The sequence below is a fragment of the Sphingorhabdus sp. genome, assembly GCF_041737645.1.
Taxonomy (GTDB): Bacteria; Pseudomonadota; Alphaproteobacteria; order Sphingomonadales; family Sphingomonadaceae; genus Sphingorhabdus_B.
Genome location: NZ_JBGSRI010000038.1, coordinates 32,989 through 59,755 on the forward strand (window position 1 = coordinate 32,989; position 26,767 = coordinate 59,755).

Here is a 26,767-nt window from a genome sequence, read left to right on the forward strand (position 1 = left end):
TTGTGAACTGCGATGTCGTGCCAATTTTTTCGCTAGAAGGAAAAAGGAAAAGAGGAATAAGAGGTTGTGCGGTACGGCAAGAGTTGCCGTCTTCTTCCTTATTCCCTTATTCCTTCTAGCGAAAATACTTGCACAACCAGCCAAGGGAAAAATAACATTTTCGGTAAGCCCCACGCCCCAGCGCCCGGATTGATAAGCTTTATCTCGCCTTCGGGTCCTTTGCCTCCGGCAAAATGACTGTAAACCGGGCGCCAATATTCTCTCCATTTTGTGCAGTAACCATGCCCTTGTGACGGGTGATGACCGCATGGACAAATGCAAGGCCAAGCCCCACGCCCCGGACGCGCCCCTGTTGATGCCGGACCGATGCAAATCGGGAAAATAATGTTGGCAATAAGTCCACATCAATTCCCGAACCCTGATCTGAAATGGCGACGGCAACGTGCGCTCCGGCATGACGGGACACTTCGACCCGGATAACGGAATTATCCGGACTGAATTTGATTGCATTGTCGATAAGATTACACACCGCACGATGCAGGCTATCAGGTTCGGCACAGACAAAGGCGCTGTCACTGGTGTCGTGGAATGAAAAGCTGATGCCGCGTTCATGCGCCAGTGGCCATAAGCTATCAGCAGATTCGCGAACGAGATCGACCAATAGTACGTCTTCGCCGACAAAATCGCTTTCCCCCATGCGGGCGATTTCGACAAAGTCTTGCGCCAATTCTATGGTCCGCCTTGCGTTGCGTTCAATCCTTTTCCTGGCATCGGCATCCATTGGGCCGTCCAATAAGGCAATGATTGTCGATTGCGGTGCGCGCATATCATGCGACAATAATTGCAGCACCTCCTCGCGATCTTCTTCAGCTTTGGCGAGGGCGGTTATGTCGGTGAGATAGTGGATATGGCCATGCAAAATGCCCGCATCGCTGCGTACTTCCGAGCGGCGCATCACAAAGGTCAGACCGGTCGGTGACAGAAAACGTACAAATTCCTGACCACGCGCTTGTGGTTGACCGATATAATCATCCACGCTCGCGCGTTGCTCTGCGATCACCATCAATTCGAGTGCGTCGTTCAGTAACCAGCCGGCGATATCCTGGTCCAAACGTTCATCTAGCAATTTGTTCGTCAGGGTTACCCGCCCCTGTGGGTCTGTCACGAACATAGGGTCGGGCAGGTCGGCCAGCGTGTCCGACACGAAACGGCGCAGGTCGCGCATATGGTTTATCGCGCTGGCAAGGGCCTCGCTTTGCCGTCCAACCATGTCGGTTGCCGGATTCTGCGGGATCGGCAAGGGCCGGGCTTCGCCAGTCTGCTCCAATGATCGCAGCTCAACATCCATGAAGTCACTCATCGCTTGCAACCGGCGCCAGCCCCAGAGCGGGTAGACCATTAAAATACCTAGCATAGCGGTGCTGGGCGGATACCAGATGCGATTTGATAATAATCCAACGCTGATGACCAATATGCCCGCGAGCGAAGCCAGTGAAGCGATCAGCACGACGCGGGGACGAAAGCGCAAAAAGCCAATCATCAACAGCCACAGGGGGGCCAGTGAAAGGGCGTAATTCCATAGTTCGGGCAAAGGTTGGGCAAAGTCATCGCGGCGTGAAGCAGCCAAAATATTGGCCATTATTTCGACCCCTGACAGGACGCCGCCTTCTCCATTTGGCGTGGGGAAATTGTCACCCATTCCTGCGGCGGTTGCGCCAATGATAACATATTTATCGCGAACCAAAGCGTCCGGCACATCATTATCCAGAATATCGGCGTAAGAAATTTCGGCAAAACTGCCGCGCTTTGCATAAGGAATCAGCAGGGCATCGTCGCACTGGTGGTTCGCCGCATCCTTTCGTTGCGTTTCCAAAAGCCGCGTCATCAGATGAGGCAGGGCTTTGCCGCCATCCTCCGGTTTGAAGCAAAGCGAGGTTCGGCGGACAATCCCATCATCGTCGAATTGAATATTGACGTGCCCCAGACCGTTTGCTGCGGTTCTAAAGACAGGGGCCGGAAGCACGGCATCATAGTTACGCCCATCATTACCCGGCGTAATGAAGTGGTGGGGAATAAACACTGCGGCGGGCCCTGATGCCATTGCGGCCGCAAGATTTCGGTCAGCTTGCGGCTCGCCGGGTTCGCTTAACAATATGTCAAACGCAATGGCACGCGGCTGCTTTTGTTGTATCTTTGAAATCAGACGGGCGTGGATGTTCCGATCCCACGGCCATTTGCCTAGGGTGGCCAGACTGCGGTCGTCAATTGTGACAAGCAAAATGTCGCGATCCGCCTGCGGCCGCTGAACGGCGCTTAGCCGGTCATAGAGCAAATTGTCGAACGATGCCGTTCCACGCCAAAAAAGCGCGGCGCATACTATTGACGTCGCAAACAGCCCGATCGACACCCATTCGATCGCAAGGCGGAGCCGCAAATTCACCGAGGCACTTATCCGTGACCGCTCTGATAATTCGGCGCGACAATCAAGGGGCCGATACCGTGATTTTCTCGATTGGTGTCCAGCTAATCACGACTTCGCTATCGATATATTGCACCGAAGCCACGCGCCAGAAATAATCGGCCGGTGGCAAGTCGGACAACGTAATCATTTGTGTATCCAGACCGGCTTCATCCACCATTGCAATCGTATCGACGGCGTTCCGGAAAAGTTGAAAATGGAATTTTTGCGTGCCCTGTCCTTCGGCTCGCCAGCGAAAGATATAGCCTGCATCTTCCTTGCCGGCGCTGCCCGTGACGCTGTTCATGCGACGTTTGAAGGTGAAGGTCGCCGGAATACCCTGAAGTCCGTTTGCGGAAATGGCCCGTGCGCGCACGAAATAATTTCCGTCGGGCAGATCAGCAAATTCTGCATTTCCATCTGGCGCAATGGTATCCGCGACCTGTTCGATAAAGCCGGAATCCGCAGCGATGGTGTAGCGGATGGGAAGATTCGCCAACGCGGCAAAGCGTACAATTTTGTCCGACTGTAATTTACCTGGCGCGCGCAATTCTGGCGGAGCCAGTAACGTTTCGGTGATCACCCCGCCATCCGCTTTGACCGAAAGTCCGTTTCCGGCGGGCAACGACCGTTCGCTGCCACCGCCTGCATTTACGGCAAGACCGCCTTCGACGACTTCGGCAAAATCATTCTGGTTATCGGCATCGAAGCGCGATTGAAAATCTGTCCCGCGAACGGCCGAGACCGCCTTTGGTGTGCGAACCCGATACCGGTCACCTGGTGATTTTTGCTTTACAACCGTGGACCGAATTCCACCGCGCGCCACATCGAAGTCATAATCAAGGACATTACCCAAAATATAAGTTCGCAGCCGCCGGATGCGGACCGCACTGTTTGATGGCAGGGAAATGCGTGAGCCATCATCGAGAACCAACGTAGCAAAGGAAGATGAGCCCGTTTCGATGGCGGTGCCTTCGGGCAGTTTCTGCCCGGTCGACAATTTGCCTTCGCCGCTCGTGACTTGACCGCGCACGGACAGCAATTCAGCCACCGCAGGGCGATACTTCAACAAATTGCGCGGGACGATGAGTATCTTGCCCACTGGAATTTTGTGCGGGTCGATGATCCTGTTTTGACGCTGGACTATCCGATAGCTTTGCGGTGTCCTGAAATAACGGTCGCCAAGTGATATCAAAGTATCACCTTTACGGACGACATAGCGGATTGGCGGATCATCGTCTTGCCCGGCGACAGTTGCTGTTCCGCAAAGGCCAAAAATGAAAATGAAAAATGCTGTTGCAAACCGTTTGATGGTTGGCCGCATAAATTGTCCCGTCAGTTGCTTGTTGCTAAAGTCTCCAGACGGTAGCCATAGCCGAAGACGGTAAAAATCCGAAATCCGTTTTCGGGTTGCAAATCAAGCTTCGCCCGCACGCGCGAAATATGCATGTCGAGCGTGCGAGTGGCCAGCACGGCGTTGGTGCGCCAGATCGTTTCCATGATGTAATTACGCGATAAAGTACGGTCTGCGTTCCGGAAAAACAGGTCCGCCAGTTCAAATTCCTTGGCGGTCATTGTAATAGTTTGCGCGTTTACCGTGACGTTTTGGTCCAGCCGGTTGAGATGGTATTTACCGTACACAGCCTCTGCATCAAACGCGCCTGCACCTGCATTGCGTCGCAACATCGCGTTAATGCGGGCCGCAACGACCGACCGGTCTTCCGGCTTTGTGATATAATCGTCTGCGCCTGCGTTTAACGCATCGGTGATGTCATTTTTGGCCGAACGGTTGGTCATCATAATGACGGGCGGATGTTCGGGCAGGGCGGTCTGCATCCATTTCAACAGGGCGATTCCGTCTTTCCCCGGAATGTTCCAGTCCAATATGACCAGATCGAAAGTTTCGCGCATCAATGCCTGCGCCAAAATATTCCCATCCGCATAGCTGACTGCGATATGGCCCATTTCTTCTACAATCGATTTCAGAAATGCGACCACATCCGTTTCGTCGTCGGCAATTACAACACGCATATGCTTGGCCCTACCCAATGGAACTATTTTTATAATAAGTGTCCCTCAAGGGCCCGATTATAGGGAAATAGTGCCGTGCGCCAGTACCCGGCCAAGGTTGTTACAACCATTTACAAAGATTGCTGATATGTGAAGCGGTTTAAAATGCGAAGATGGCTGGGGCGGCAGGGATCGAACCTGCGAATGGCGGCATCAAAAGCCGCTGCCTTACCGCTTGGCGACGCCCCATCATCTTGGCATTTAACGCAATAAGGCGGGTTCCGCCTTGTCTGCTGCGGCGGCCTTATAACGCGAGTTTCGACAATGGCAATTGCCGAAAAGCAGGAATTTTCGATCAAATTACCGGTTGCACCCACCCATGAGGATCGGGTGCGGTGCCGCGCTGGATATCGACCAACTTTGCCCGCAATTGTTGGGTTATTTGCCCTGGACCGCCGGCGCCGATCGTGAAACTGCCGCTTTGGCTATGCACACTGCCCACCGGGGTCACAACCGCAGCGGTGCCGCACGCAAAGGCCTCGACCAGTTTTCCGGAGGTCGCATCGTCGCGCCATTGGTCGATGGCGTAGCGCTCTTCGCGCACATCCAGGCCTTGTTCGCGGGCCAATATGATGATGGATTCGCGGGTGATGCCCTCAAGGATCGTGCCGTCCGTCGGCGGTGTAATCAGCGTTCCGTCGTCAAACAGGAAAAATAGGTTCATACCGCCCAATTCTTCAATCCAGCGATGTTCCGCAGCGTCTAGGAAAACAACTTGATCGCATCCGTTGTGGATGGCTTCGGATTGGGCGACCAGACTGGATGCATAGTTGCCGCCGCATTTGGCCGCGCCCGTGCCCCCCGGCGCGGCGCGAGTGTAATGTTCGGACACCCATATCTTTATGGCAGGCGCACCGCTTTTGAAATAATTACCGGCGGCCGACGCGATGACCATGTAAAGATATTCAGCCGAAGGCTTGACGCCCAGGAACACTTCACTGGCAATCATGAAGGGGCGCAGATAGATGGAGCCGCCTTCGACTGGCGGGAACCAAATTTGGTCCACTTCGATGAGTTGGTGGCAGGACTGCAGAAACAATTCCTCCGGTAATTCCGGCATGGCCAACCGCTTGGCTGAACGTTGGAAACGACGCGCATTTTGTTCGGGGCGGAACAGCGCCATAGAACCATCGGCAAGGCGATAGGCCTTTAATCCTTCGAAAATTTCCTGTGCATAATGGAGGACTGCGGTGGCCGGATCGAGCGTCAAAGGGCCGCGCGGGCCGACTTTTGCATCATACCAACCCTTGTCGTCGGAATAGCGGATGGTCACCATATGGTCGGTAAACACACGGCCAAAGCCGGGGTCGGCGAGCAATTCTGCACGGCGGGCGGCGTCGATCGGGTTCGGGTTCGCCTCAAATGGAAATGCACCAGCGGTCATATCTGCTCTCGATACCTTGTTGTGATCGTCCCTTAAGGGGTTGCACTGTCCTATGGGCTGCGCCAAGATACGTCAATATGGCTGTCCCATCTTCCTTGCCTGCAACACCGGCTGCTTCCCCGTTATTCCTGCGCGAGCATGAGGTGCGTCGGGGCGTGGAGTTGCTGTTTTTCGGCTACACGCGTCTGACACGTTCGATTGATGACGGCTTGGCAGAACATGGGCTGGGCCGGGCGCATCATCGTGCGCTTTATTTCATCGCACGACAGCCGGATTTGACGATCAGCGAACTGCTGAAAATATTGGCCATCACCAAGCAGTCGCTTGGGCGGGTTCTGAACGATCTGTCTGCCCGCAATCTGGTCGAGACACGCAGCGGGTCTGCAGACCGAAGGCAAAAGCTTTTGAGGCTGACCGAGGAAGGTAAAACATTCGAAGCCCAGTTGTTCGAAGCATTGCGGACCAGCCTTGCGACCGCCTATGCCGCCGCGGGCCAGGAATCGGTCACCGGCTTCTGGCGTGTGCTCGAAGGGCTGATACCGGACGAAGATCGCTTGATGGTTGCGGCCCTGCAAAAGGATATATGATGCGCGATACGCTTAACAGGCTGGAAACGGTGATTGCCGGACGCCGCGGTACGGCGGCGGATAGCAGCTATGTCGCTTCGTTGTTTGCCAAGGGCCGCGAAAAAATCGCGCAGAAAGTGGGTGAGGAGGCGACCGAGACGGTAATCGCCGCGCTTTCCGGAGACCCGGCCAAATTGACGTCCGAGGCAGCGGATCTGGTATTCCATCTTTTGGTGCTGCTGGCCGAGGGCGGCGTGAAAGTCGATGACGTGTTGGCCGAATTGGATCGACGCGATGGTGTATCGGGACTAACTGAAAAAGCTGCAAGATCGGATTGAACTATGCCTATTGACGCAACACAGTCTTATGATGACCAGAATATCTTCGCCAAAATTCTACGTGGCGAAATTCCCAATCGCACGGTCTATGAAGATGAATGGGCACTGGCCTTCCACGATATCAACCCGCAGGCGCCCGAACATGTGCTGGTCATTCCCAAAGGGGCCTATGTCTGCTGGGATGATTTCAGCGCCAAGGCGAGTGATACAGAAATAGCCGGATTTACGCGGGCTGTTGGGCATGTCGCGCGCGAGTTGGGTCTGGTGGGGCCTGGCTATCGTCTTTTAGCAAACACCGGATTGGACGCACATCAGGAAGTTCCGCACCTGCACGTCCACATTTTTGGTGGAAAACCCTTGGGACCGATGCTGGTTCGTTGAAATTAAGTTGCGCGCTTCGCATTTGCGGTTAGTTTCCCCAAAATAACAATCCTTCGGGGAGAAGAAGATGGCGAGTAAACCGCAAACCGTGATGCAGCGCATGTTCGCGCGCAAAACGATCGCGCAAGTACAAAGAGAAACGGCCAGCAGCGAATTGAAACGTTCGCTTGGCAAATGGAACCTGCTTTTGCTGGGGGTTGGCTGTATTATCGGGGCAGGCATTTTCGTCCGCACCGGCAGCGCGGCCGCACTCCATGCAGGGCCAGCGGTCATGCTGTCTTTCGTTGTTGCCGGCCTTGTCTGTGCTTTTGCAGGCTTATGTTACGCTGAACTGTCGTCGACCTTGCCGGTATCCGGTTCCGCCTACACCTATAGTTACACCACGCTGGGCGAATTTGTTGCCTGGATCATGGGGGCTTTGTTGCTGCTCGAATATGGCCTAGCCGCGTCGGTGGTCGCGGTCGGGTGGAGTGGCTATGTCGTCAGCTTGCTCGCGGATTTCGGGCTCGTCATACCTCCGCAATTTACTGGCCCTACCGGCCAGGCGCTGATGGTCGATGGCGCGCCTTTGCTGGTCAATGGCGCTGCGGTCACGGCGATCTTCAACCTTCCGGCGTTTCTGATCTGCATGGTTCTCGCTTTGCTGTTGATGGTCGGTGTGTCGGAATCGGCGAAGGTCAACAATATCATTGTTGCAATCAAGGTAAGCGTTCTTGCGGCCTTCATTCTTGTCGGCGGCTTCATCGTGCTTTCGAACCTCGGCGAATATATGGCGACCAACTGGACCCCGTTCATTCCCGAAAATACAGGTGACGGACAATTTGGTGTCGATGGCATCATGCGTGCGGCATCGATTGTGTTCTTTGCCTATATCGGTTTTGAAGCCGTATCGACCGCAGGGCAGGAGGCCAAGGATCCAAAACGCGATATGCCTTTTGGTATCATCGGTTCACTGGTCGTCTGCACGGTCATCTATATGCTGGTTGCTGCCATCATGACCCTGCTGGTTCCTTATGCGTCGCTGAACGTGCCTGATCCGGTTGCCGTCGTTGTCGACAGCTTCGGCCCGCAATGGGCGTGGCTTGCGAAAACAATCAAGGTAGGCGCGATTATCGGTCTGACTTCGGTGGTGTTGGTTCTGATGTATGCACAAACGCGTATTTTCTACACCATGGCGCGTGACGGTTTGCTACCCAAGATTTTCTCGCGGGTGCATCCAAGGTTCCACACGCCTTATATCAACACATTGCTGGTTGGCACGATCACAGCCGTTGCTGCCGGTTTCTTCGACATCAACGTGCTGGGCGACATGACCTCAGTGGGTACCTTGGCGGCCTTTGCCATTGTGTGCCTGTCGGTAATCTATCTGCGTCGCGCAGCCCCTGATTTACCGCGTGGGTTTTCAGTACCATTTTATCCGGTTGTCCCGGCTTTGGGTATCTTGTCCTGCCTCTATTTGATTACGACAGTGCCGTATAATGTGTTGATGTTCTTCATCTACTTCCTGATCGGTGCGATTGCGTTGTACTTCATCTACGGTATGCGGAATTCGAACCTGCAACACGACCAGATGATTGACGACGCGCCGGACATGGGCGAGTTCCCGGGGCCAGTGCACGACAATTAAAGGCATCACCGCCAGTCAAAAGAAAAGGGGGGCTTCGCGGCCTCCCTTTTTTATTACCCGCGTGGATTACTGGGGATTTTTGGAGCCGTTCCGGGGCGTGTGAACAATTTGCCATTTTCGCACCATAGAACAAGGCCCAGCGCGATCAGGCCGCATAGGACAAATCCCGACGCGACGGGCAGGACAGTACCGTCAAATTGCTGACCGATCGCCGCGCCAATTCCGGCCGCCAAAATCGTCTTGGCAAAGGATTGGAACGACGAAGCGGCTCCGGCAACATCGCCAAAGGGCGTCATTGCTATGGACGAAAAATTGGACCCGATAAAACCGACCATTGCCATATTGGCGGTCAGCAAAATGAGGAACAGAGGCAGTGACGCCGGTGCAAATTCGGCGGCGGCCACCTGAAGCGAACCCAGGATGATAAAACTGATCAACGCGGTTTGCGAAACGCGGCGCGCGCCAAATCTTTCGACAATACGCGAATTGGCGAAATTGGACGCGGCGATTCCAAGTGCAACAATGGCAAAGCCGATTGTGAAAAAATCCGCCGCGTTGAAAACTTCGTCAAATAATTGGGGCGAGCTGTTCAGATAGCCGAATAAAGCGCCCTGAACTATACCGGCGCCCAGCATATAGCCTGTGGCATTGCGGTGGGTAACTACCTTTTTCCATGCTTTGGCTAGCGCATGGGGTTTGATCAAGATGACATTTTCGGGATGCAGCGTTTCGGGCAATCGATAATAGAGCCAAATAGCAGCGGCCAGCGCCATGAATGCCATCAGATCAAAAATAGTGCGCCAACCGGCGAACAGCAGGACAAATTGCCCGATGGTGGGGGCGATGATCGGCACTATCATGAAGATCAGGAAAATCGTGGACATCCGACGCGCCATCGCGTCGCCTTCAAATTTGTCGCGGATGATCGATACGACCAAAACGCCCATCGCCGCGGCCATCAATCCGTGACAGAAACGCATCGCCAGCAACATTTCGAAACTTGTCGATAGGCTGCACGCTAATGAGAAAAGGGCGGCACCGACAGTTGCGATCAACAAAATGGGTTTGCGGCCATAACGGTCTGACAAGGGGCCGTGGACCAATGCCCCGATGCCCGTGCCAGCCAAGAAAATCGAAATGATATACTGGATGCTATTGGGTTCAGCGAGGCTGAGATTGCCGACAATGGCAGGAAATGCGGGTAGCATGGAATCAATGGCAAGAGCATTGAGCGCCATTACCGACGCCATCATGACCGTTAGTTCTTTGTCACCGATTGGCTTTTTCATGGGGAGGGGAGAATGCATGACCCGGTTATGTTGCACCCGCACAGTTTTGACCACCCGCTAAATGAGCCCGGCACTCCGCATACTGGAAAAGCCATCTTTGCCGATGATGATGTGGTCGTGAACGGCAATGTCGAAGTTTCTTGCGGCGCTTATTATATCCTTGGTCATCGCGATATCCTGACGACTGGGTGCGCTATCGCCGCTGGGGTGGTTGTGGACCAATATCATGGCCGCCGCACCAAGGTCTATCGCACGCCTTACGACCTCGCGGGTATAAATATGTGCTTGGTCGATCGAACCTTCGCTGGTCACCTCATCGTGGATCAGCATATTTTTGCTGTTGAGATAAAGAGTCCGTACCCGTTCGATGGTCAAATGCGCCATGTCAGCACGTAAATAATCCAACAATGATTGCCACGAAGCCAACACCGGTTGTTCGCGGACAGGCTCGCTCAACAAACGCAAGGCCGCTGCTTGTACTATCTTCAACGCCGCCGTACTTGTTTCGCCCATGCCCGGTTGCCGGGCGATGCTTTCCGCATCGGCGGTCAGCAATGCCGAAAACCCGCCATATTGTGCGATAAGCTGCTTGGCCAATGGCTTGGTATCCTTTCTGGGGATCACCAACGCCAAAAGATATTCAATCAATTCATGATCCAGAAGTGAATCACCGCCCAGCTCAAGCAATCGCGTCCGCAACCGCGCACGATGGCCCGCATTATGATGTTTCTCAATTCCTTCGACGACATCCATTGCAGCTATCCTATTGCAATTCATTGCCTTTTCCAAGATTTTTATGGCTCAATCAAGCCACCCGGCGCGAATGGCGTTGCAACGTAATGTCCTTTCCCGCATTTGAAGGTTATGCAGGAACCTGCCGACACCGAACTGACCAATGATGGGGCACCCAAAGCTTTTCGCGGTTGGCGCTGGAAGCGGATCATTTTTGCGTCCGTTACATTTCTGTTCGTTGCCCTGCTGCTGATCGCCTGGGGACAGCGCAACACGATCGCCGACCGATTTGTGCAAGGCGAACTGGAAAGCAGGGGTATCCGTGCAACCTACAGCATCAACCAAATTGGCTTTCGTACCCAGCGCATCCGCAACCTCGTCATCGGCGATCCCGCCCGCCCGGATTTGACGGCCGACGAAATCGAGGTTGACGTCGCCCTGAATTTTTCCGGTGCCAGCTTGCGTGATGTCCGTGCCAAGGGCGTATCCCTGCGTGGGCGCTATGCCGATGGAAAGCTGTCGTTCGGCGAACTCGACAAATTTAGAGATCCCGCATCGGAAGAGCCGTTTGAATGGCCCGACATCGGGCTCGACATCAAGAACGCGAAGGCACGGATCGAGACACCATGGGGGAATATTGGTGTTGGATTGAACGGAAGCGGGTTGTTGCGTAACCAGTTTGCCGCCCGTCTCTCGCTGCGCTCGACGGCAATCGCAGCAGGTGAATGTCGCGCGCCAGCGGTTGCATTTGACGGAAAGCTGTTACTGAAATGGCGCCAACCGCAACTGATCGGTCCGCTTTCCGCATCCTCTTTGGATTGCACATCGCAAAGGCTTGCAGTTTCAGCGCCCAAACTAGATGTGGATATCAAATTGTCGGAGCGTTTGGACAGATGGGTCGGTGATGTCGGATTTGCCGCAGCGACCATCCGCTATCCCGGCGTTGCCGCCACCGCACCGCAAGGCGTTGTATCGGTCGATGGCGGGGTGCAACGGACCAACTTCACTCTTGCTTTGGAGAAAGTGGCGCTGCGGTCGGCGCCCCTAACCGTTCCGCGTCTCACCTTGAATGCGAAGGGCTATGGTGGCCTTGACGACACCAAATTCGCATTTTCAGCGCGCGGAGATATCGCTGTCGCCGGCGGGGCTTTGGATCGCGGGACATTGGGAAGCCTGCGCGCGTTGGTTGCCCAGACGGTGGATACCCCGGTGGGGCCGATCGTGGCGCGCATCGCACCCGTTATAGAGCGGGCAGGGGATCGTTTTGATGGCAATCTCGAATTTGATGGCTTCCGGGATTTCCAAGGGCGAATGGGCGCCACCATATCGGCTTTGGCACTCAAGAGCGGTTCGGGGGTTCAGCTTCGCCAGAATGGCCCACTGGTGATCCAATCATCCGCATCCGATTGGCGCATAGGTACCCCTGTCCAATTGGCGCTCACCGGACGCAACGTTCCGAATGCAACGCTTTCCCTGCGCCAGTCTTCGGGATCGCAATGGGCCGGCACGTTAAGCGTCGCCCCCTTTACCGGCGGATCCGCTCGGCTGGCGGTTCCCGGATTAACGTTCAGTGGCAGTCCGGGTAGCGCATGGCGCTTTAACGGCCAGGCTTTGCTATCGGGGCCGATGCCGAACGGGTTTGTCAGTGGCTTGCAACTGCCTTTGTCGGGTCGCTACGACGGGGCCGGGCTGGCAATGTACGAAAGCTGCCAATCTGTCCGTTTTGACTCTCTGAAAATAGCCAATTTCGCCTTACGGTCGCAGAGCATCCGCCTGTGTCCCGATGCGGGCAGGCCAGTTTTTTCGTCGCGTAATGGGCGAACACGCTTGGCCGCCAACCTGCCGAACTTTGATGTGCGCGGCAGCATCGGCAGCGCACCCCTTTCAGCGAAAAGTGCGTCTATCCGGTTTAGTCTGGATGAAGGCTTTGTCGCGCGTGATGTATCGATTTCTCTTGGCCAAGTGGATAGCGCCACGGATTTTGTCGTCGCCGCACTGACTGGCCGTTTTGACGCTGGTGGGATGAACGGCACGTTGCAAGGTGGTTCCGGCCAGATAGCCAATGTTCCGCTGCTAATTGATGAAGCAGCCGGTAACTGGCGGTATTTGAACAATGTCCTGACTTTGGACAGCAGCCTGAAAGTCCTCGATGCGGAACAGGTGGATCGGTTTAAACCGATACGTGTTCCTGACATGATGCTGATGCTTGAAAATAATATCATCACGGCCATCGGTAATTTGGTGGAGCCGGAAACGGGCACCCGTGTCGCCGGTGTGGATATCCGCCATCAATTGAACGATAGCAGCGGCCGGGCCCTTTTGGCGACGGACAATCTGCGATTTGACGAACGTTTCCAGCCGTCTTTACTAACACCGCTGGTGCTTGGTGTTTTTGCCAATGTTGATGGTACTGTGTCCGGCGATGGCCGCATCGAATGGGACCGTCAGGGTGTTCGCAGCACGGGCCGGGTTGCGACACAGGGCATGAATCTGGCCGCCGCGTTCGGGCCTGTAGATGGCCTGACCACAGAAATCGTGTTTACCGACCTGCTCGGTCTGGAAACAGGCCCCGCCCAAATTGCAAATATCGCTTCGATAAATCCGGGCATCCCCGCGCTGAACGGAAACATAAGATATCAATTGCTGCCGGATCAACAGGTCCGCATCGAATCCGGTCGTTGGCCGTTTGCAGGGGGTGAGCTTTTACTTGAACCGACTACGCTTGATTTTGGTGTAGAAAAAGAACGACGCCTGACATTCCGCGTAACCGGGGTGGACGCGGAACAATTTCTGGCTGGATATGATTTTCAGAATCTGCGCGTGACCGGCGTTTTTGACGGGACCTTGCCGATGATATTTAGTCAGGACGGGGGAAGGATTGTCGGCGGGGCGCTGGTTTCGCGGCCGGGCGGCGGGGAGGTAAGCTATCTGGGGGAGCTGGCCTATGAAGACATGGGCACTTTTGCCAATTTCGCCTTCAACGCCTTGCGGTCGATCCGCTATTCGTCGCTGACTATCGGCGTTGGCGGCGAACTGGATGGAGAAATTGTAACCGACATTAGCTTTACCGGCCTGCAACAAGGCAGTGGTGCGAAACGCAATTTCATCACGAAGCAGCTTTCGCGTATTCCGATTAAATTCAATGTCAGTGTAAAAGCCGAGTTTTTGAAACTCATCGGTTCGATCAGGGGCTATTATGATCCGGCTTATGTCGCCGACCGCGATTTGAAATATTTGCTGGAACAACAAAAAGGGGTTCCACCGACGGCTCCCGAAGATATTCCTGCGAAGAAAGATGAACAAACGGATGAATGAACCATTCAGCAAAAGGAAAGCGGCGATGACGCATAACCAAGGGCAATTGACGAACCGCATGGATAGTGCGATTCGCCGTAACATGGGGAAAGTGATACTCGTTTTGACACCTATCATGCTTTCGGTTTTATCCGGTTGTGTACAAGTTACTGCGCCGGACAAGCCGATTGTGATCAATCTCAACATCGCAATCCGGCAGGAAATATTGTTCAAGCTGGCCGCGGCGTCCGAGAAGGTTATTGAAGAGAATCCGGAGATATTTTGATGAAAGAGTCAGTTGAAATGATCATTGCCGCGTTGTTGCTGGGCGCTACGGCGTCGGGTGCGGTCGCGTTTCAGTCGGGGCGTGATCCGGCTTATCAAGGCGCGCGCGAAAGCGGACTCGTCGGGGAAAAGGCCGATGGCTATCTGGGTTTTGTGACCTCGCCTTCGCCTGCAATCAAGGCATTGGTCGAAGATATCAATATCAAGCGCAAGGCGGCATATTCCAAGGAAGCGTTGGCCAATGGCGCAACGGTCGAGGAAATGGCGCTACGTAGCGGATGCCGTTTGATTGCCGAGCGCACCGTAGCGGGTGAAAAATACCAGAGCCCAGGCGGACAGTGGAAAACGCGCGACGCCGGAAAGCCAGAGCTGGATTCGCGCTGCCCTTGATTTTAAGGGAAGTGCACAGACGAAACAGGGTCGCGCCAGAGATGGCGCGGCTCTTTTCTTTTGCGTTGCAACATTATTGCCGTGGTGCTGTTGACTTGTCTAAATCCCTCTCCTAAAGCGCCGGTGCCTAGGCGGGGTTGCCCCGATTTCGTGGTGGTTTGCCTTTAATACGAGGATAAATCGCATGGTTTCGAACAACTCCGGGCAGGATGGCAAAGGCAAAAGTGACGCTCGGCTCGATTCGTTAGACATGCAGCTGAAAGCGGCGCGAAAAGCCGAAGCGGTTCGCTCTGGTAAAGATCAGGTTCCGGCCAAAGGAATGCGGCAGGGAAACAGGGTTTTGACGGAGCTTATTGCAGGTCCTGCGGGTGGTGCATTGGTTGGTTGGTTATTCGACCAGCTTTTCGGCACTTCCCCTGCGCTTCTGTTGGTCTGCATGTTTTTGGGCATCGCGGTCGCCTTCAGGAATATCATAAAGATCTCGAACGAGCGTCCGGAATAGTCCGGGCGCTTGACGCGCATATACAGGGTAGTGAACGTGGCAGGCGAAAGCGGCAAAATCGATCCGATGTATCAGTTCCAGATTGAGCCGCTCGCGCCGCTCAGTATTGGCGGCTATGACGTCTCCTTCACCAACTCCTCGCTTTTCATGATGATTGTACTCGGCGCCCTCTGGCTCTTTATGTGGGGCGGCATGAAGCGCGATCTGGTCCCCGGCCGCTGGCAAATGGCTGTCGAAGGCGTGACCGGTTTCGTCAACAACATGGTGACTTCCAGCGTTGGACCTGAAGGCAAAAAATATGTGCCTTTGGTGTTTTCGCTTTTCATGTTCATCCTCATGGCGAACTTCATGGGCATGATGCCCGTAGGCATTGTCCCTGGTGTCCACCCCTTCACCGTAACCAGCCATTTGACCGTGACCGCCGTATTGGCTGTGCTCAGTTTCGGCACGGTACTGGTCGTCGGTTTCTGGCGTCATGGCCTCCATTTCTTCAGCCTCTTCGTGCCCCACGGAACACCTTGGTGGCTGCTTTGGCTGATCCCATTGATCGAGCTTTTCTCATTTCTCATCCGCCCATTCAGCCTCGCGCTTCGTTTATTCGTCGCGATGACCGCCGGTCACGTTCTGATGAAGGTGTTGGCAGGCTTCGTCATCAACGGTCTGAATGCCCAAGCCGCTTGGGTGCCTTTGGTGGTTAGCTTGCCTTCGTTCATTTTGATGATCGGCATTACCCTGCTTGAATTGCTCGTCTGTGCCATTCAGGCCTATGTTTTCGCGCTTTTGACTTCGCTCTACATTAACGACGCGGTCAATTTACACTGAGTTTTCCACCACGCATTTTAGTTTTGAACAGGAGTTATTATCATGGACGCAGAAGCAGCAAAATTGATCGGTGCCGGTCTTGCAGCAATTGGTGCCGGCCTTGCCGCCGGTGGTGTGGGTAATGTTTTCGGATCCTTCCTTCAGGGCGCGCTTCGTAACCCTGCGGCGGCTGATGGCCAGCAGGGCCGTTTGTTCATCGGCTTCGCGGCTGCTGAACTTCTCGGTCTGCTCGCATTCGTCGTTGCGATGATCCTGATCTTCGTTGCCTAATTGACGGTTTCGCCCTGGCATCGCGCCAGGGCACAATCTTCATAAGGACAGCCAAGTATTATGCCCCAAATTGCCCAGATTCTTGAAACCTATGCGTCGCAGTTTTTCTGGCTGCTGATTGTCTTTGGCCTGATCTATTTTACGATCGGCAAAGGCATGCTGCCAAAGATTGAAGCGAACATAGACGCACGCGACCGCAAAATTGCCGATGACCTTGCGGCGGCGGAGCGTGCCCGTGCGGAAGCGGACAATTTGGGCGATAGCGGTACCGCCGATCTGGCCGCCGCTCGATTAGTGGTACAAGCAAAATCGGGTGAGGCGAAGGCAAAGGCGGCAAAAGACGCGGAACAGCGCCTTGCCAAAGCGGACGCCGAAGTGGGAGCAACGCTGACTTTGGCAGAAGCCGATCTTGCAAAGGCCACCTCCGCAGCGATGGCCAGCATTGAAACAGTGGCAGCCGAAGCTGCGGCAGAAATCGTCGCAAAGCTATCGGGTGCCAAGGTAAGTTCGGCGCAAGCGGCATCAGCAGTGAAGGCGGTTATGGCAAATGGCTGAAGCAGTAAAAACTCCAGAATTGACCGCTGAGGACCATGCCGCAATGGGGCATGGACCAGTTGTAGCGGGCGTCGCGTCAACCGAAGCTAATGGCGGCGAAGAACACGCAACGCCATCGGCGCTCGGTTTTGATGCAACGATGCTCGTGGCTTTGGCCATGCTTGTCGTCATCGGGCTCGCGATCTGGAAAAAAGTGCCTGCCATGATCGCCGGGGCGCTCGACAAACAGATTTCAGGTATCAAGGACCAGCTCGACCAGGCGACCACATTGCGCGCCGAGGCTGAAGCAATCAAGTCCGAGTATGAAGCAAAAGCCAAACAAGCTGCTGCCGATGCAGAAGCGATGAAGGCCGCCGCCGAAGACGAAGCCAAGCTGATCATTGCGCGCGCGAAAGAGGATGCCACGGCGCTTATCGGACGTCGTGCCAAAGCGGCTGAAGAGAAAATTGCCGCCGCCGAGCGCGCCGCCATTGCCGATGTCCGTGCAAAAGCAGCCAGCGCTGCGGCTGCGGCTGCTGCACAATTGATTGCACAGCATCACGATGCCAAAGCGGATGCGTCGTTGATTGACCAGTCGATTGCATCGTTGAACTAAACGCTCCTTTTGAACGCAACAATCTGTCATCCTCGCGAATGCGGGGATCCATGGGCGACCATCGCCATTTGACGCAACAGGGCATTGGCTGCACTTTCTGACCTTCGATTCCCGCCTTCGCGGGAATGACATTGTGCAGGGCGCGGGAATGACATTGTGCAGGCAGACGTCGTCGCTTACATCACTCCCGCTATGTCCAAAGCCGACCGCCCCGATCAGCCAAATGCTGCCTCCCGTTTCAATGAGGAGAAAGCAACTTATGCGGTGAGGGGTGCGGATGCGCCGGACCTGGAGTCGGGTGTTGCGGCTATTCGAAATGTCCTGAAAACCTTGCCGCACAATCCGGGCGTATACCGGATGCACGACGCGCGTGGCGATGTGCTCTATGTCGGCAAGGCGCGCGCGCTCAAAAACCGTGTGAACAATTATGTGCAGATTGACCGGTTACCGAACCGGTTGCGGCGCATGGTCGCGCTGACGCGGTCGATGACGATTGTTACGACCAACAGCGAAGCCGAAGCCCTGCTGCTGGAGGCGCAGCTCATCAAGCGCTATCGCCCGGCCTATAATGTCCTGTTGCGCGACGACAAAAGCTTTCCTTTCATCTTGTTGCGTGCGGATCATAAATTTCCACGCATACAGAAACATCGCGGGGCGCGACGGCATAAGGGGCAATATTATGGCCCGTTTGCGAGCGCAGGTTCGGTGAACCAGACGCTGAATGCGCTCGAGAAACTTTTTCTTTTACGCAGTTGTTCGGACAGCTTTTTCAACAACCGTGACCGGCCGTGCCTGCTTTATCAGATCAAACGATGTTCGGCGCCTTGTGTCGGCCGGATTGACGATGGCGCCTATGCTGATCTGGTGGCCGATGCCAAAGCCTTTCTCGATGGCAAATCATCCGATGTGCAGGCGAAACTTGCTGCTGAAATGGAAAACGCTGCCGAGGGGCTGGATTTTGAACGTGCCGCTATGCTGCGCGACCGGCTCAAGGCATTGACCTTCATTCAGGGTAGTCAGGCCATCAACGCACAGGGCATCGGCGATGCCGATATCTTTGCGCTTGCCCATCGCAACGGTGTCATGGGAATTCAGGCATTCTTCATTCGCGGAGGCCAGAACTGGGGGCACCGCTCTTTTTTTCCGGCCCATGTCTCGGAACTTGGTGAAGATGAGGTGTTCACGAGCTTCCTCGCGCAATTTTATGAAGACGTGCCGCCCGCGCGCCTGATCCTGCTGGACCGCGAATTGGCTGAGGCCGATTTGCTGGCACAGGCGCTTTCGGAACGGGCCGAGCGCAAAATCGAAATAGCGGTTCCCCAACGTGGCGACCGTGTGCGTTTGGTCGCACAGGCCACGCGCAATGCCGAAGAAGCGTTGGACCGGCGACTGGCCGAAAGCACCACGCAAGGCAAGCTTTTGCAGGAAGTGGCCGATCTTTTCGAACTGTCCGAACCGCCCAAACGCATCGAGATTTATGACAACAGCCATATTCAGGGGACAAATGCCCTTGGCGCGATGGTCGTTGCAGGAGCGGAAGGGTTTATCAAGGGGCAGTATCGCAAGTTCAACATCAAGCAGGCCGCGACGGATGATGATTTTGCTATGATGCGCGAAGTGTTCCAGCGCCGCTTTGGCAGGGCGCAGGAAGATGATCCCAATCGGGATGGCGGACAATGGCCAGATCTTGTGTTGATCGACGGGGGCAAAGGGCAAATGAGTTCGGTCAAGGCGGCGCTTGAAGAAATTGGGGTTGACGACGTGCCGCTGATTGCCATCGCCAAGGGACCGGACCATGGCCGTGAAGGGCGTGAAGTCTTCCACTTCCCGGACGGACGCGAAATCACCCTGCCGGTGAATGCGCCGGTGCTGTTCTATCTGCAACGCCTGCGTGACGAGGTACACCGCTTCGCCATCGGCGCGCACCGGACCAAAAGGAGCAAGGCGATTACCGCAAGTCCTCTGGACGAAGTTCCCGGCATCGGTCCATCGCGCAAAAAGGCACTGCTAATGCACTTCGGGACTGCCAAGGCGGTGCGGAGTGCCAGTTTGGAAGATTTACAAAAAGCGCCCGGCGTGTCGGCTGCGGTCGCGCAAACGGTGCACGATTTTTATCATATGATTTGAGGCACGGCCGCTAAGGCCAGCGGTCGAATATTTGGACTTGTTGCCACGCCACAACGGCGTAAACAGGGCGCTGGGGATATTACTCCCCCTGAGGCATTGATATGCAAATCAAAGATCGACCCGAATTTAGTCGCAAGGCGGCTGTGATGACTTTTAGCCCTGACCAAGATGTATTTACGGCGGTTCAGGCGATGAGCGAAAAGAATTATGGTGCAGCTGTGGTGATTTCACCGGATCAAAAGCCACTGGGCATCGTCACTGAACGTGACTTTATGCGACGATTACTGAATGCCGGCCTTGATCCCAAAACGACCCCACTCAGTGCTATTATGACAACAGACTTGAGGCTTGCTAAGGGTGATGACGACCTGCTGGATTGGCTGCGTCAAATGTCCAACGATCGCTTCCGCCACCTGCCGGTCGTTGATGACGACGGAACTCTGATTGGGATTATGAGCCAAGGCGATTTCGTCAGCTACACCTGGCCTGAATTATTGAACAGGTTAAAGGAACAAGCGCGTGCAACGTTTGACATCAACCCTTCGATCTTCATTGGTTTGGCGGCATTTGTTCTGATTGCGCTGACTGGTATTTTTGCAATTTTGCTAACGCGATAAAACGCAATGTATTGAAATATTCAGCTCTTCAAATATCTTACAATATCAATATATTTTAGAAAGAAGCCATTTGCCTGCCATCAACGCTAACAACGTCGACCTCTATTACGAAGACAATGGTCCAGCCGACGCACCCGTTATCTTGCTCGTCATGGGCCTAGGCGCGCAGATGATTGCTTGGCCGGACGAGTTTATTCACGGACTCGTCGCAAAGGGCTTTCGCGTCATCCATTATGACAATCGCGATGTTGGCATGTCGCAGCGGATGGAGGGAGCTCAGGCTCCACATCTGGTCTGGACGCTGTTCAAGGCACGCTTAGGGCTTCCGGTCAGCGTCGCTTACACTCTGTCCGATATGGCCGCGGATGGGATTGGTTTGTTGGATGCGCTGCGCATTGAAAGAGCGCATGTGGTCGGCGCGTCGATGGGCGGGATGATCGTGCAGCTGATGGCTGCGAACCACCGGGATCGCCTATTTAGTATGACCTCGATCATGTCGTCCAGCGGTAAGCCTGGCCTTCCCGGCGCGCGCGCCGATATCCAGCGTCGCTTTATGGTAAAGCGCTCGCCCAACGCCAGCCGTGATGAAGCCGTCGCATTCGGCACCGATCTGGTCAGTTCGTTTTCTTATCCCGATCCGGCCCGCGAGGAGAATGTCCACGCCGAAATGACCGCCAAGGCGTTTGACCGGGGCTATTATCCGGTGGGGACACGGCGGCAGTTACTGGCGATTATTGCGGACGGTAGCCGCGTAGAAAGGCTTAAGAAGATCACCACCCCGACCCTTGTCGTGCATGGCGCCGCTGATCCGTTGGTGCCGAAAGAAGGCAGTGAAGACATCGCCCGCCATATTGCCGGTGCCCGACTGGAGATTATCGATGAGATGGCACACGATCTGCCTCCGTCGCAGGTCGACCGCATGGTGGACTTAATCGCCAACCACGCGGCCGCCGTGTGCTAGCGGTTGTCCAGTTGCGCCCTGACCGCGTGCAGACCCGCGCGTGTGATCCGGTAAGGTGCGCCGCGTTGGCTGCCGATCAATTTTCTGCGGCGTAACTTTTGAAAGACAGCCAAAGTACAGTCGGCAAGGCGCCAGCCATCGCGGTTTATACAGTCGACTTCGACAATATGGCCGCGGTCGTTAAAACGGTGGACGATCGAACCACCCTGCGCCAACGCGTGCAACACGCGTTGTTCATGCTTCGAAATATTCATGGAATTTAACCCGTTGAATAGGTTTAGTGACCGGCCCGCACGAATGGCGAGGCCGGGGCTAAATCATCAGGTCTGCGAACATTTCACAGACGCTGGATTAACGGGTGGCAATCTCTTGCATAAATTCCTCGGTTGGGTAGTCAGAATATCGCAGATCCCGAATATTGCAAGTCGGATCAAATTTGTGTTGCGGCGCACCATTTTACACTTGCGCGCTATGACAGCTGCGATAACTTGGCGCTATGTCCACAAATCAACTTCTCCTTGAAGCCATCGCACTCAAGAAATGCGTTACGGCGGTTTATAATGGTGTGGCGATGAAGCTGGCCCCGCATATTCTTTATACCAAGAATAATGCGCTGTTCATCGATGCGATCACGCTCGAAAAACATGGCGAACCGCCGCGTGAGAAAAAACTCGGCGCATTCCATCTGCAGGGATTAAGCGATCTTCACATTACCGAAAGTCATTTCGAAATTGACGAATTGTACGAACCCGAAGCCGAAAAATATGAAGGTGCTGCGCTGTTCAAAATCAGCGACGGGTAGGGATATCGCTTTCCCTGGAGCCACGGGCTTGGCATGATGGCCCATGCACATCATCGCCACTGCCATCATTTGTTCGGTCAGGAACCACGGCGAAACTGGGGCCATTGTGCGGGCGTTCAGCTCCGATGACGGGTTGCTTGCCGGCTATGTGCAGGGTGCACGGGGGCGGCATTTAAGGCCTGTGCTGATTCCCGGCAACGTCATCAACGGTGAATGGCGGGTGCGAACGCCGGGACAATTGGCATCGCTAACTGCAGAACCGCTGCACAGTCGCGCCCATTTATTATCGGAACCTTTGGCGATAGCGGCGATTGACTGGGTAACAGCGCTAACGGCCGCGACGTTGCCCGAAGCACTTGCCTATCCGCGTCTGCACAGTGCGCTTGACGGCGTGCTGTCCGCGATAGAACTGGCCCCGGCAGCACGGGTTTGGGCAGGGGCTGTGGCGCAATACGAAACCTTGTTGCTCGCTGAATTAGGCTATGCCGAGGAAGGCACAAGCGACGGCGCGCCGGTGGCCATGATGGCGCAAAACCGGGAGCGGTTGGTGGCGCATATTCTGGGGGACCGCCGTGCCGATGTGATGGCGGCAAGAGAGCGTTTGGTGGACAGATTGAAAAGGGCAGTTGCCTAATCGGGGCAGGGACGGCAAGGGAAACCGGACTTTTCATATCATTTGCCAAAAGGATATCGGACCCGTGCTTATTGCTTTGCTTCCCGGTGACGGAATTGGACCCGAAGTCATCGCGCAGACCCGCCGCGTGCTGGAAGCACTAGCGCTCGACTCGCTCCATTTTGAAGAAGCCCTCGTCGGCGGTGTAGCCTATAAAACGACCGGACATCCCCTGCCGCCCGAAACGCTGGATCTGGCCAAACGCGCCGACGCCATTTTATTCGGTGCCGTCGGTGACCCAGATTGCGACGCGCTGCAACGTCATTTGCGTCCGGAGCAGGCGATACTCGGTTTGCGAAAAGAGCTTGGCCTTTTTGCCAATCTACGCCCCGCAAAACTGTTTCCCGAACTCGCCGACGCCAGCGCCTTGCGCCCAGAAGTCGCCAGCCAGATCGATATGGTCATTGTGCGCGAGCTGAATGGTGACGTCTATTTCGGTGAAAAGGGCATGCGGAAAACCGCCGATGGCAAGCGCGAAGGCTATGACATCATGTCTTATAATGAAGATGAAGTCCGCCGCATTGCCCGTGTCGGATTTGAAACCGCCATGTCACGGGGTAAAAAGCTGTGCTCGGTGGACAAAGCCAATGTGCTGGAAACATCACAATTGTGGCGCGATGTGGTGATCGAAACCGCGCAGGAGTATCCCGAAGTCGCGCTCAGCCATATGTATGTCGATAATGCCGCGATGCAGCTGGTGCGTAATCCGGGCCAGTTCGATGTTATTGTGACCGGCAATCTGTTCGGCGATATCTTGTCCGATCAGGCCAGTATGTGCGCCGGGTCGATAGGTATGCTGCCCAGCGCCTCGCTCGATAGCGGGCAAAAGGGGCTTTACGAGCCGATCCACGGAAGCGCGCCGGATATTGCCGGGCAAGGGAAGGCTAACCCGCTCGCGACCATTTTGTCGGCGGCGATGATGTTGCGCTATTCGCTGGGACAGCCGGCGCAGGCTGACCGGATCGAACGGGCGGTTGCCGCGGCGCTTGCACATGGCGCGCGCTCCCCCGATTTGGGAGGAACATTGTCGACCCCTGAAATGGGCGATGCCGTTCTTGCTGCCTTGACCTGAACCCTTTGCTACCCGAAAAGCGACCCATGAAGAAAACCACCGGCCAGAATCGCTCGATCACCAGTACATGGCGCCCCGCCACCCAAGCCATCCGCGGCGGCACATGGCGCAGCGAACATGGTGAGACGTCGGAAGCTTTATTTCTGTCGTCCGGCTTTACCTATGACGATGCCGAAACCGTAGCAGCGCGCTTTGCCGGTGAAGCCGAGGGCATGACTTACTCCCGGTTGCAAAACCCGACGGTGCAGATGCTGGAAGAACGCATCGCGTTGATGGAAGGGGCAGAAGCCTGCCGCGCTCAGGCCTCGGGTATGGCCGCGATGACGACGGCGCTTCTGTGCCAGTTGGAACAAGGTGACCATGTCGTGGCGGCGCGTGCGGCTTTTGGATCGTGCCGCTGGCTGACGGACAATCTGCTGCCGAAATGGGGGATTACGACGACCATCATCGACAGCCGCGACAATGACGCGTGGAAGGCAGCGATCCAGTCCAATACCAAAGTGTTTTTCTTTGAAACGCCGGCGAACCCGACGATAGACATCGTCGACATGGCTTATGTTTGCGGCCTCGCAAAAGAGCATGGCATCACGACTGTTGTCGACAATGCTTTTGCCACGAGCGTGCTGCAACGTCCCATGGATTATGGCGCTGATGTCGTAGCCTACAGTGCTACCAAGTTGATGGACGGGCAGGGCCGCGTGCTGGCCGGCGCCGTGTGCGGGTCGCAAAAGTGGATCGAAGAGATATTATTGCCGTTTCAGCGCAATACTGGTCCAAACCTGTCGCCCTTTAACGCATGGGTGGTGCATAAGGGGTTGGAGACGCTGGAACTGCGCGCCATGCGGCAGTCAGAAAATGCTCTAAAAGTAGGCAAATTTCTGGAAGGCCGCGTGCCCACTATCCTGCACTCGGGACTAGCCAGCCACCCGCAACATAATCTGGCAATGAGCCAGATGAGAGCCTGTGGCCCGATTTTCTCCTTCGTCCTCGATGGCGGCCGTAAACAGGCGCACCAGTTGCTGAATGCTTTGCAGTTGATCGATATTTCGAACAATATCGGTGATGCGCGCAGCTTGATGTGCCACCCCGCATCGTCCACGCATCATGGCATGGGCCCTGAAGGGCGCGAAGCGATGGGTGTTGGTGAAGGTATGATCCGGATCAACGTCGGGCTGGAAGATCCGCAAGATCTGATCGAAGATCTGGATCAGGCATTAAAGGTGGCCGGTCTATGAGCAATATTCTTGATTCCTTCTTCACTGCGAGCGCGACCACCGATGGCATTACAGTCCGCGTGGCGCCCAACTATCTGAATGAGCAATCCCAACCCGCGCAGGGTCGGTGGTTCTGGTCTTATCATATCCGTATCGAAAATCATGGCGATGAACCGGTGCAGTTGTTAACCCGCCATTGGAAAATCACTGATGGCCGCGCTACGGTGAACCATGTCGATGGCGACGGCGTTGTTGGCGAACAACCGCTGCTTAATCCGGGTGACAGCCATGACTATGTGTCCGGGTGCCCGCTGGCTACACCAAGTGGCATAATGGAGGGGCATTATCGTTTCATACGTGCCGACGGCAGCACATTTCTGGCTGAAATTCCGCGTTTCAAATTGCTGGCACCGGCGACTGCACGATGAAACGGACGCATTTGCCGCTGAATGGTCTGCGCGTCCTCGACGCGGCAGCCCGGCATTTGAGCTTTACAAAGGCAGCCGATGAGCTGGCCGTTACGCCTGCCGCCGTCGGGCAACAGATACGCGCGCTCGAAGATATGCTGGGCGTTGTCCTGTTTCGGCGCACTCCAAAAGGATTGGAATTGACCGTTGAAGGGTCCGCAGGACTGGATGCTTTGCGCCAAGGGTTCCTGATGTTTGAAGATGCCGTGCGCGCTATGCAAGCGGGGCAGTCGTCCAATTCGCTGACCATAGCCGCCCCGCGTGATTTTACCGCAAAATGGTTGGCCGCGCGACTTGCAAAATTTAGTCAGGCAAATCCCGAAACGCGCTTTACATTGATATCCGCTGATGAAGACATCGATTTTACCGAAGCCAACCTTGATCTGGCCATCCGCCTGACCGATGGGCCGGGCGAGCATGAAGGCGTGCGCCTTGCCGAAGGTGCCTTTGTGACAGTCGGTGCGCCCGAAGGCGGGGCCGACACGCCGATTAGCTGGCCGCATTGTCCGGTTGCCGACGGATTGCCCGCGTTACGTCTTTCCGATGCCGGGCTTGCAATTGATGCAGCGGCAATCGGACTTGGCCGTGCAAATGTACCGCATCTATTGGCCGAAGCCGACATCACGGCGGGCAGGGTGAAAGCGTTGGACAATGCGAAGGATAGCCGACTTGCCTATTGGATTATCGCACCCTTGCCGCAATGGCGTCAGAAGAAGGTGAAGGCGCTAGTGGAGGCGCTGACCGGATGACGGCCCCGACATTAATCACCGACCGGCTGGTTTTACGCCAGCTTGTTTTGGATGATACGGCGGCATTGTTTCATGCCCTGTCCGACGAATTGGTGATGCGCTATTGGTCCAGTGGCCCACATCAAAATCAGCAAGAGACCCGCGAATATATCGCATGCAACGCAGAGCCGGATGCGGATCATAAATGCTGGGCAATCACGACCGACGGTGATGTGGCCCTTGGCTGGATCATTTTGATGCCACACCGGAAAGACATTTTTGAACTGGGCTATATTTTGGCACGCGAACATTGGGGCCATGGCTATGCCGCAGAAGCGGCCAAAGCCGTTCTGGATTTCGCCTTTGGCCAATTGTCGGCGCGCCGGATCTCTGCCGATGTGGACCCTGAAAATAATGGATCGGTCGTTTTGCTGAAAAGGCTGGGTTTCCAACTGGAAGGGCATTTGCGCGCGGAATGGGAAACGCATATCGGTATAAGGGATAGTTTGATCTTCGGAATGTTGGCCAAGGACTGGAGCGGGGCCTAA

29 protein-coding genes and 1 tRNA gene are annotated in these 26,767 nt (G+C 55.3%); 22 read left to right on the forward strand and 8 right to left on the reverse strand.

Going from position 1 to position 26,767, the window contains the following annotated elements; translation table 11 throughout:
• Positions 1–199: 199 nt before the first annotated feature.
• The 5 genes from ACEW72_RS05945 to ACEW72_RS05965 form a co-directional block, all read right to left on the reverse strand.
• Positions 200–2,440, reverse strand: coding sequence for a CHASE2 domain-containing protein (locus ACEW72_RS05945; RefSeq protein ID WP_373475462.1), 2,241 nt, complete (start codon positions 2,438–2,440; stop codon positions 200–202).
• Between the two features lie 43 nt (positions 2,441–2,483).
• Positions 2,484–3,782, reverse strand: coding sequence for a FecR domain-containing protein (locus ACEW72_RS05950; RefSeq protein ID WP_373475463.1), 1,299 nt, complete (start codon positions 3,780–3,782; stop codon positions 2,484–2,486).
• 11 nt (positions 3,783–3,793) lie between these two features.
• Positions 3,794–4,489, reverse strand: coding sequence for a response regulator transcription factor (locus tag ACEW72_RS05955; protein WP_373475464.1), 696 nt, complete (start codon positions 4,487–4,489; stop codon positions 3,794–3,796).
• Positions 4,490–4,642: 153 nt separating this feature from the next.
• A tRNA-Gln gene (locus ACEW72_RS05960) sits at positions 4,643–4,717 on the reverse strand.
• 106 nt (positions 4,718–4,823) lie between these two features.
• Positions 4,824–5,912, reverse strand: a complete 1,089-nt coding sequence (locus ACEW72_RS05965) for a branched-chain amino acid aminotransferase (protein WP_373475465.1) — start codon at positions 5,910–5,912, stop codon at positions 4,824–4,826.
• Positions 5,913–5,989: 77 nt separating this feature from the next.
• On the opposite strand from ACEW72_RS05965, the gene ACEW72_RS05970 reads away from it, so the two are divergent.
• The 4 genes from ACEW72_RS05970 to ACEW72_RS05985 all read left to right on the forward strand — a co-directional run bounded on the left by ACEW72_RS05970 (position 5,990) and on the right by ACEW72_RS05985 (position 8,824).
• Positions 5,990–6,499, forward strand: a complete 510-nt coding sequence (locus ACEW72_RS05970) for a MarR family winged helix-turn-helix transcriptional regulator (protein ID WP_373475466.1) — start codon at positions 5,990–5,992, stop codon at positions 6,497–6,499.
• A complete protein-coding gene (locus ACEW72_RS05975) occupies positions 6,499–6,816 on the forward strand; it encodes a phosphoribosyl-ATP diphosphatase (RefSeq protein WP_373475575.1) in 318 nt (105 codons plus the stop codon). The genes ACEW72_RS05970 and ACEW72_RS05975 overlap by 1 nt, the downstream gene beginning before the upstream one ends.
• Positions 6,817–6,819: 3 nt before the next feature.
• Positions 6,820–7,197: a histidine triad nucleotide-binding protein gene (locus ACEW72_RS05980; protein ID WP_373475467.1), complete on the forward strand. Its 378-nt coding sequence runs from the start codon at positions 6,820–6,822 to the stop codon at positions 7,195–7,197.
• 67 nt (positions 7,198–7,264) lie between these two features.
• Positions 7,265–8,824, forward strand: a complete 1,560-nt coding sequence (locus ACEW72_RS05985; protein ID WP_373475468.1) for an amino acid permease — start codon at positions 7,265–7,267, stop codon at positions 8,822–8,824.
• A gap of 53 nt (positions 8,825–8,877) precedes the next feature.
• Here ACEW72_RS05985 and ACEW72_RS05990 read toward each other — a convergent pair whose 3' ends face one another.
• Both ACEW72_RS05990 and radC read right to left on the reverse strand, forming a co-directional pair.
• Positions 8,878–10,113 carry a multidrug effflux MFS transporter gene (locus ACEW72_RS05990; RefSeq protein WP_373475469.1) on the reverse strand — a complete coding sequence of 412 codons (1,236 nt, stop codon included), beginning with the start codon at positions 10,111–10,113 and terminating at the stop codon, positions 8,878–8,880.
• A gap of 57 nt (positions 10,114–10,170) precedes the next feature.
• On the reverse strand, positions 10,171–10,866 hold the full coding sequence (gene radC / locus ACEW72_RS05995; protein ID WP_373475470.1) for a DNA repair protein RadC: 696 nt from the start codon (positions 10,864–10,866) through the stop codon (positions 10,171–10,173).
• Positions 10,867–10,977: 111 nt separating this feature from the next.
• Between radC and ACEW72_RS06000 the strand changes: the two genes are divergently transcribed.
• From ACEW72_RS06000 to ACEW72_RS06050, 11 genes are all read left to right on the forward strand, one after another.
• On the forward strand, positions 10,978–14,160 hold the full coding sequence (locus ACEW72_RS06000) for a YdbH domain-containing protein (RefSeq protein WP_373475471.1): 3,183 nt from the start codon (positions 10,978–10,980) through the stop codon (positions 14,158–14,160).
• Positions 14,161–14,185: 25 nt separating this feature from the next.
• Complete coding sequence (locus ACEW72_RS06005; RefSeq protein WP_373475472.1) at positions 14,186–14,425, forward strand: YnbE family lipoprotein; 240 nt, start codon at positions 14,186–14,188, stop codon at positions 14,423–14,425.
• On the forward strand, positions 14,425–14,814 hold the full coding sequence (locus ACEW72_RS06010; RefSeq protein ID WP_373475473.1) for a YdbL family protein: 390 nt from the start codon (positions 14,425–14,427) through the stop codon (positions 14,812–14,814). The genes ACEW72_RS06005 and ACEW72_RS06010 overlap by 1 nt, the downstream gene beginning before the upstream one ends.
• A 184-nt stretch (positions 14,815–14,998) precedes the next feature.
• Entirely contained in the window at positions 14,999–15,316 is a 318-nt protein-coding gene (locus ACEW72_RS06015) for an AtpZ/AtpI family protein (protein ID WP_373475474.1), read from the forward strand.
• A 66-nt stretch (positions 15,317–15,382) separates the two neighbouring features.
• Complete coding sequence (locus ACEW72_RS06020; protein WP_373475576.1) at positions 15,383–16,138, forward strand: F0F1 ATP synthase subunit A; 756 nt, start codon at positions 15,383–15,385, stop codon at positions 16,136–16,138.
• A 42-nt stretch (positions 16,139–16,180) separates the two neighbouring features.
• Complete coding sequence (locus ACEW72_RS06025) at positions 16,181–16,408, forward strand: F0F1 ATP synthase subunit C (protein WP_123153826.1); 228 nt, start codon at positions 16,181–16,183, stop codon at positions 16,406–16,408.
• Between the two features lie 60 nt (positions 16,409–16,468).
• Positions 16,469–16,963 carry an ATPase gene (locus tag ACEW72_RS06030; RefSeq protein WP_373475475.1) on the forward strand — a complete coding sequence of 165 codons (495 nt, stop codon included), beginning with the start codon at positions 16,469–16,471 and terminating at the stop codon, positions 16,961–16,963.
• On the forward strand, positions 16,956–17,558 hold the full coding sequence (locus tag ACEW72_RS06035) for a F0F1 ATP synthase subunit B (protein ID WP_373475476.1): 603 nt from the start codon (positions 16,956–16,958) through the stop codon (positions 17,556–17,558). The genes ACEW72_RS06030 and ACEW72_RS06035 overlap by 8 nt, the downstream gene beginning before the upstream one ends.
• Positions 17,559–17,750: 192 nt before the next feature.
• Positions 17,751–19,685, forward strand: coding sequence for an excinuclease ABC subunit UvrC (gene uvrC, locus ACEW72_RS06040; RefSeq protein WP_373475477.1), 1,935 nt, complete (start codon positions 17,751–17,753; stop codon positions 19,683–19,685).
• A 101-nt stretch (positions 19,686–19,786) separates the two neighbouring features.
• Positions 19,787–20,302, forward strand: a complete 516-nt coding sequence (locus tag ACEW72_RS06045) for a CBS domain-containing protein (RefSeq protein ID WP_373475478.1) — start codon at positions 19,787–19,789, stop codon at positions 20,300–20,302.
• 70 nt (positions 20,303–20,372) lie between these two features.
• Positions 20,373–21,263 carry an alpha/beta fold hydrolase gene (locus ACEW72_RS06050; protein ID WP_373475479.1) on the forward strand — a complete coding sequence of 297 codons (891 nt, stop codon included), beginning with the start codon at positions 20,373–20,375 and terminating at the stop codon, positions 21,261–21,263.
• On the opposite strand, the gene ACEW72_RS06055 is transcribed toward ACEW72_RS06050, so the two are convergent.
• The gene (locus tag ACEW72_RS06055; RefSeq protein WP_373475480.1) at positions 21,260–21,517 is read right to left on the reverse strand and encodes a YjhX family toxin; all 258 of its coding nucleotides are present in this window, start codon (positions 21,515–21,517) and stop codon (positions 21,260–21,262) included. The two genes, ACEW72_RS06050 and ACEW72_RS06055, sit on opposite strands and share 4 nt — an antisense overlap.
• Before the next feature lie 242 nt (positions 21,518–21,759).
• On the opposite strand from ACEW72_RS06055, the gene ACEW72_RS06060 reads away from it, so the two are divergent.
• The 7 genes from ACEW72_RS06060 to ACEW72_RS06090 all read left to right on the forward strand — a co-directional run bounded on the left by ACEW72_RS06060 (position 21,760) and on the right by ACEW72_RS06090 (position 26,767).
• Positions 21,760–22,065 carry a hypothetical protein gene (locus ACEW72_RS06060; RefSeq protein WP_373475481.1) on the forward strand — a complete coding sequence of 102 codons (306 nt, stop codon included), beginning with the start codon at positions 21,760–21,762 and terminating at the stop codon, positions 22,063–22,065.
• 43 nt (positions 22,066–22,108) lie between these two features.
• Positions 22,109–22,699 carry a DNA repair protein RecO gene (locus ACEW72_RS06065; protein ID WP_373475482.1) on the forward strand — a complete coding sequence of 197 codons (591 nt, stop codon included), beginning with the start codon at positions 22,109–22,111 and terminating at the stop codon, positions 22,697–22,699.
• Positions 22,700–22,763: 64 nt separating this feature from the next.
• On the forward strand, positions 22,764–23,810 hold the full coding sequence (gene leuB, locus ACEW72_RS06070; protein WP_373475483.1) for a 3-isopropylmalate dehydrogenase: 1,047 nt from the start codon (positions 22,764–22,766) through the stop codon (positions 23,808–23,810).
• A gap of 26 nt (positions 23,811–23,836) precedes the next feature.
• Positions 23,837–25,045 carry a PLP-dependent aspartate aminotransferase family protein gene (locus ACEW72_RS06075; RefSeq protein WP_373475484.1) on the forward strand — a complete coding sequence of 403 codons (1,209 nt, stop codon included), beginning with the start codon at positions 23,837–23,839 and terminating at the stop codon, positions 25,043–25,045.
• Complete coding sequence (gene apaG / locus ACEW72_RS06080) at positions 25,042–25,452, forward strand: Co2+/Mg2+ efflux protein ApaG (RefSeq protein WP_373475485.1); 411 nt, start codon at positions 25,042–25,044, stop codon at positions 25,450–25,452. Before ACEW72_RS06075 ends, apaG begins: the two co-directional genes overlap by 4 nt.
• Positions 25,449–26,240, forward strand: a complete 792-nt coding sequence (locus tag ACEW72_RS06085) for a LysR family transcriptional regulator (protein WP_373475486.1) — start codon at positions 25,449–25,451, stop codon at positions 26,238–26,240. The genes apaG and ACEW72_RS06085 overlap by 4 nt, the downstream gene beginning before the upstream one ends.
• The gene (locus ACEW72_RS06090; protein WP_373475487.1) at positions 26,237–26,767 is read left to right on the forward strand and encodes a GNAT family N-acetyltransferase; all 531 of its coding nucleotides are present in this window, start codon (positions 26,237–26,239) and stop codon (positions 26,765–26,767) included. Before ACEW72_RS06085 ends, ACEW72_RS06090 begins: the two co-directional genes overlap by 4 nt.

Bases quoted from the DNA above. Each gene is read 5' to 3' on its own strand.
- ACEW72_RS06005 (WP_373475472.1), top strand. From the start codon at position 14,186: ATGACGCATAACCAAGGGCAATTGACGAACCGCATGGATAGTGCGATT.
- ACEW72_RS06045 (WP_373475478.1), top strand. From the start codon at position 19,787: ATGCAAATCAAAGATCGACCCGAATTTAGTCGCAAGGCGGCTGTGATG.
- ACEW72_RS06090 (WP_373475487.1), top strand. From the start codon at position 26,237: ATGACGGCCCCGACATTAATCACCGACCGGCTGGTTTTACGCCAGCTT.
- ACEW72_RS06035 (WP_373475476.1), top strand. From the start codon at position 16,956: ATGGCTGAAGCAGTAAAAACTCCAGAATTGACCGCTGAGGACCATGCC.
- ACEW72_RS05950 (WP_373475463.1), bottom strand. From the start codon at position 3,782: ATGCGGCCAACCATCAAACGGTTTGCAACAGCATTTTTCATTTTCATT.
- ACEW72_RS06015 (WP_373475474.1), top strand. From the start codon at position 14,999: ATGGTTTCGAACAACTCCGGGCAGGATGGCAAAGGCAAAAGTGACGCT.
- ACEW72_RS05965 (WP_373475465.1), bottom strand. From the start codon at position 5,912: ATGACCGCTGGTGCATTTCCATTTGAGGCGAACCCGAACCCGATCGAC.
- ACEW72_RS06000 (WP_373475471.1), top strand. From the start codon at position 10,978: ATGCAGGAACCTGCCGACACCGAACTGACCAATGATGGGGCACCCAAA.
- ACEW72_RS06010 (WP_373475473.1), top strand. From the start codon at position 14,425: ATGAAAGAGTCAGTTGAAATGATCATTGCCGCGTTGTTGCTGGGCGCT.
- ACEW72_RS06025 (WP_123153826.1), top strand. From the start codon at position 16,181: ATGGACGCAGAAGCAGCAAAATTGATCGGTGCCGGTCTTGCAGCAATT.
- apaG (WP_373475485.1), top strand. From the start codon at position 25,042: ATGAGCAATATTCTTGATTCCTTCTTCACTGCGAGCGCGACCACCGAT.
- radC (WP_373475470.1), bottom strand. From the start codon at position 10,866: ATGGATGTCGTCGAAGGAATTGAGAAACATCATAATGCGGGCCATCGT.
- ACEW72_RS06020 (WP_373475576.1), top strand. From the start codon at position 15,383: ATGTATCAGTTCCAGATTGAGCCGCTCGCGCCGCTCAGTATTGGCGGC.
- ACEW72_RS06075 (WP_373475484.1), top strand. From the start codon at position 23,837: ATGAAGAAAACCACCGGCCAGAATCGCTCGATCACCAGTACATGGCGC.
- ACEW72_RS05955 (WP_373475464.1), bottom strand. From the start codon at position 4,489: ATGCGTGTTGTAATTGCCGACGACGAAACGGATGTGGTCGCATTTCTG.
- ACEW72_RS06030 (WP_373475475.1), top strand. From the start codon at position 16,469: ATGCCCCAAATTGCCCAGATTCTTGAAACCTATGCGTCGCAGTTTTTC.
- uvrC (WP_373475477.1), top strand. From the start codon at position 17,751: ATGTCCAAAGCCGACCGCCCCGATCAGCCAAATGCTGCCTCCCGTTTC.
- ACEW72_RS05990 (WP_373475469.1), bottom strand. From the start codon at position 10,113: ATGAAAAAGCCAATCGGTGACAAAGAACTAACGGTCATGATGGCGTCG.
- ACEW72_RS06065 (WP_373475482.1), top strand. From the start codon at position 22,109: ATGCACATCATCGCCACTGCCATCATTTGTTCGGTCAGGAACCACGGC.
- ACEW72_RS06085 (WP_373475486.1), top strand. From the start codon at position 25,449: ATGAAACGGACGCATTTGCCGCTGAATGGTCTGCGCGTCCTCGACGCG.
- ACEW72_RS05985 (WP_373475468.1), top strand. From the start codon at position 7,265: ATGGCGAGTAAACCGCAAACCGTGATGCAGCGCATGTTCGCGCGCAAA.
- ACEW72_RS05970 (WP_373475466.1), top strand. From the start codon at position 5,990: ATGGCTGTCCCATCTTCCTTGCCTGCAACACCGGCTGCTTCCCCGTTA.
- ACEW72_RS05980 (WP_373475467.1), top strand. From the start codon at position 6,820: ATGCCTATTGACGCAACACAGTCTTATGATGACCAGAATATCTTCGCC.
- ACEW72_RS05975 (WP_373475575.1), top strand. From the start codon at position 6,499: ATGCGCGATACGCTTAACAGGCTGGAAACGGTGATTGCCGGACGCCGC.
- ACEW72_RS06055 (WP_373475480.1), bottom strand. From the start codon at position 21,517: ATGAATATTTCGAAGCATGAACAACGCGTGTTGCACGCGTTGGCGCAG.
- ACEW72_RS06060 (WP_373475481.1), top strand. From the start codon at position 21,760: ATGTCCACAAATCAACTTCTCCTTGAAGCCATCGCACTCAAGAAATGC.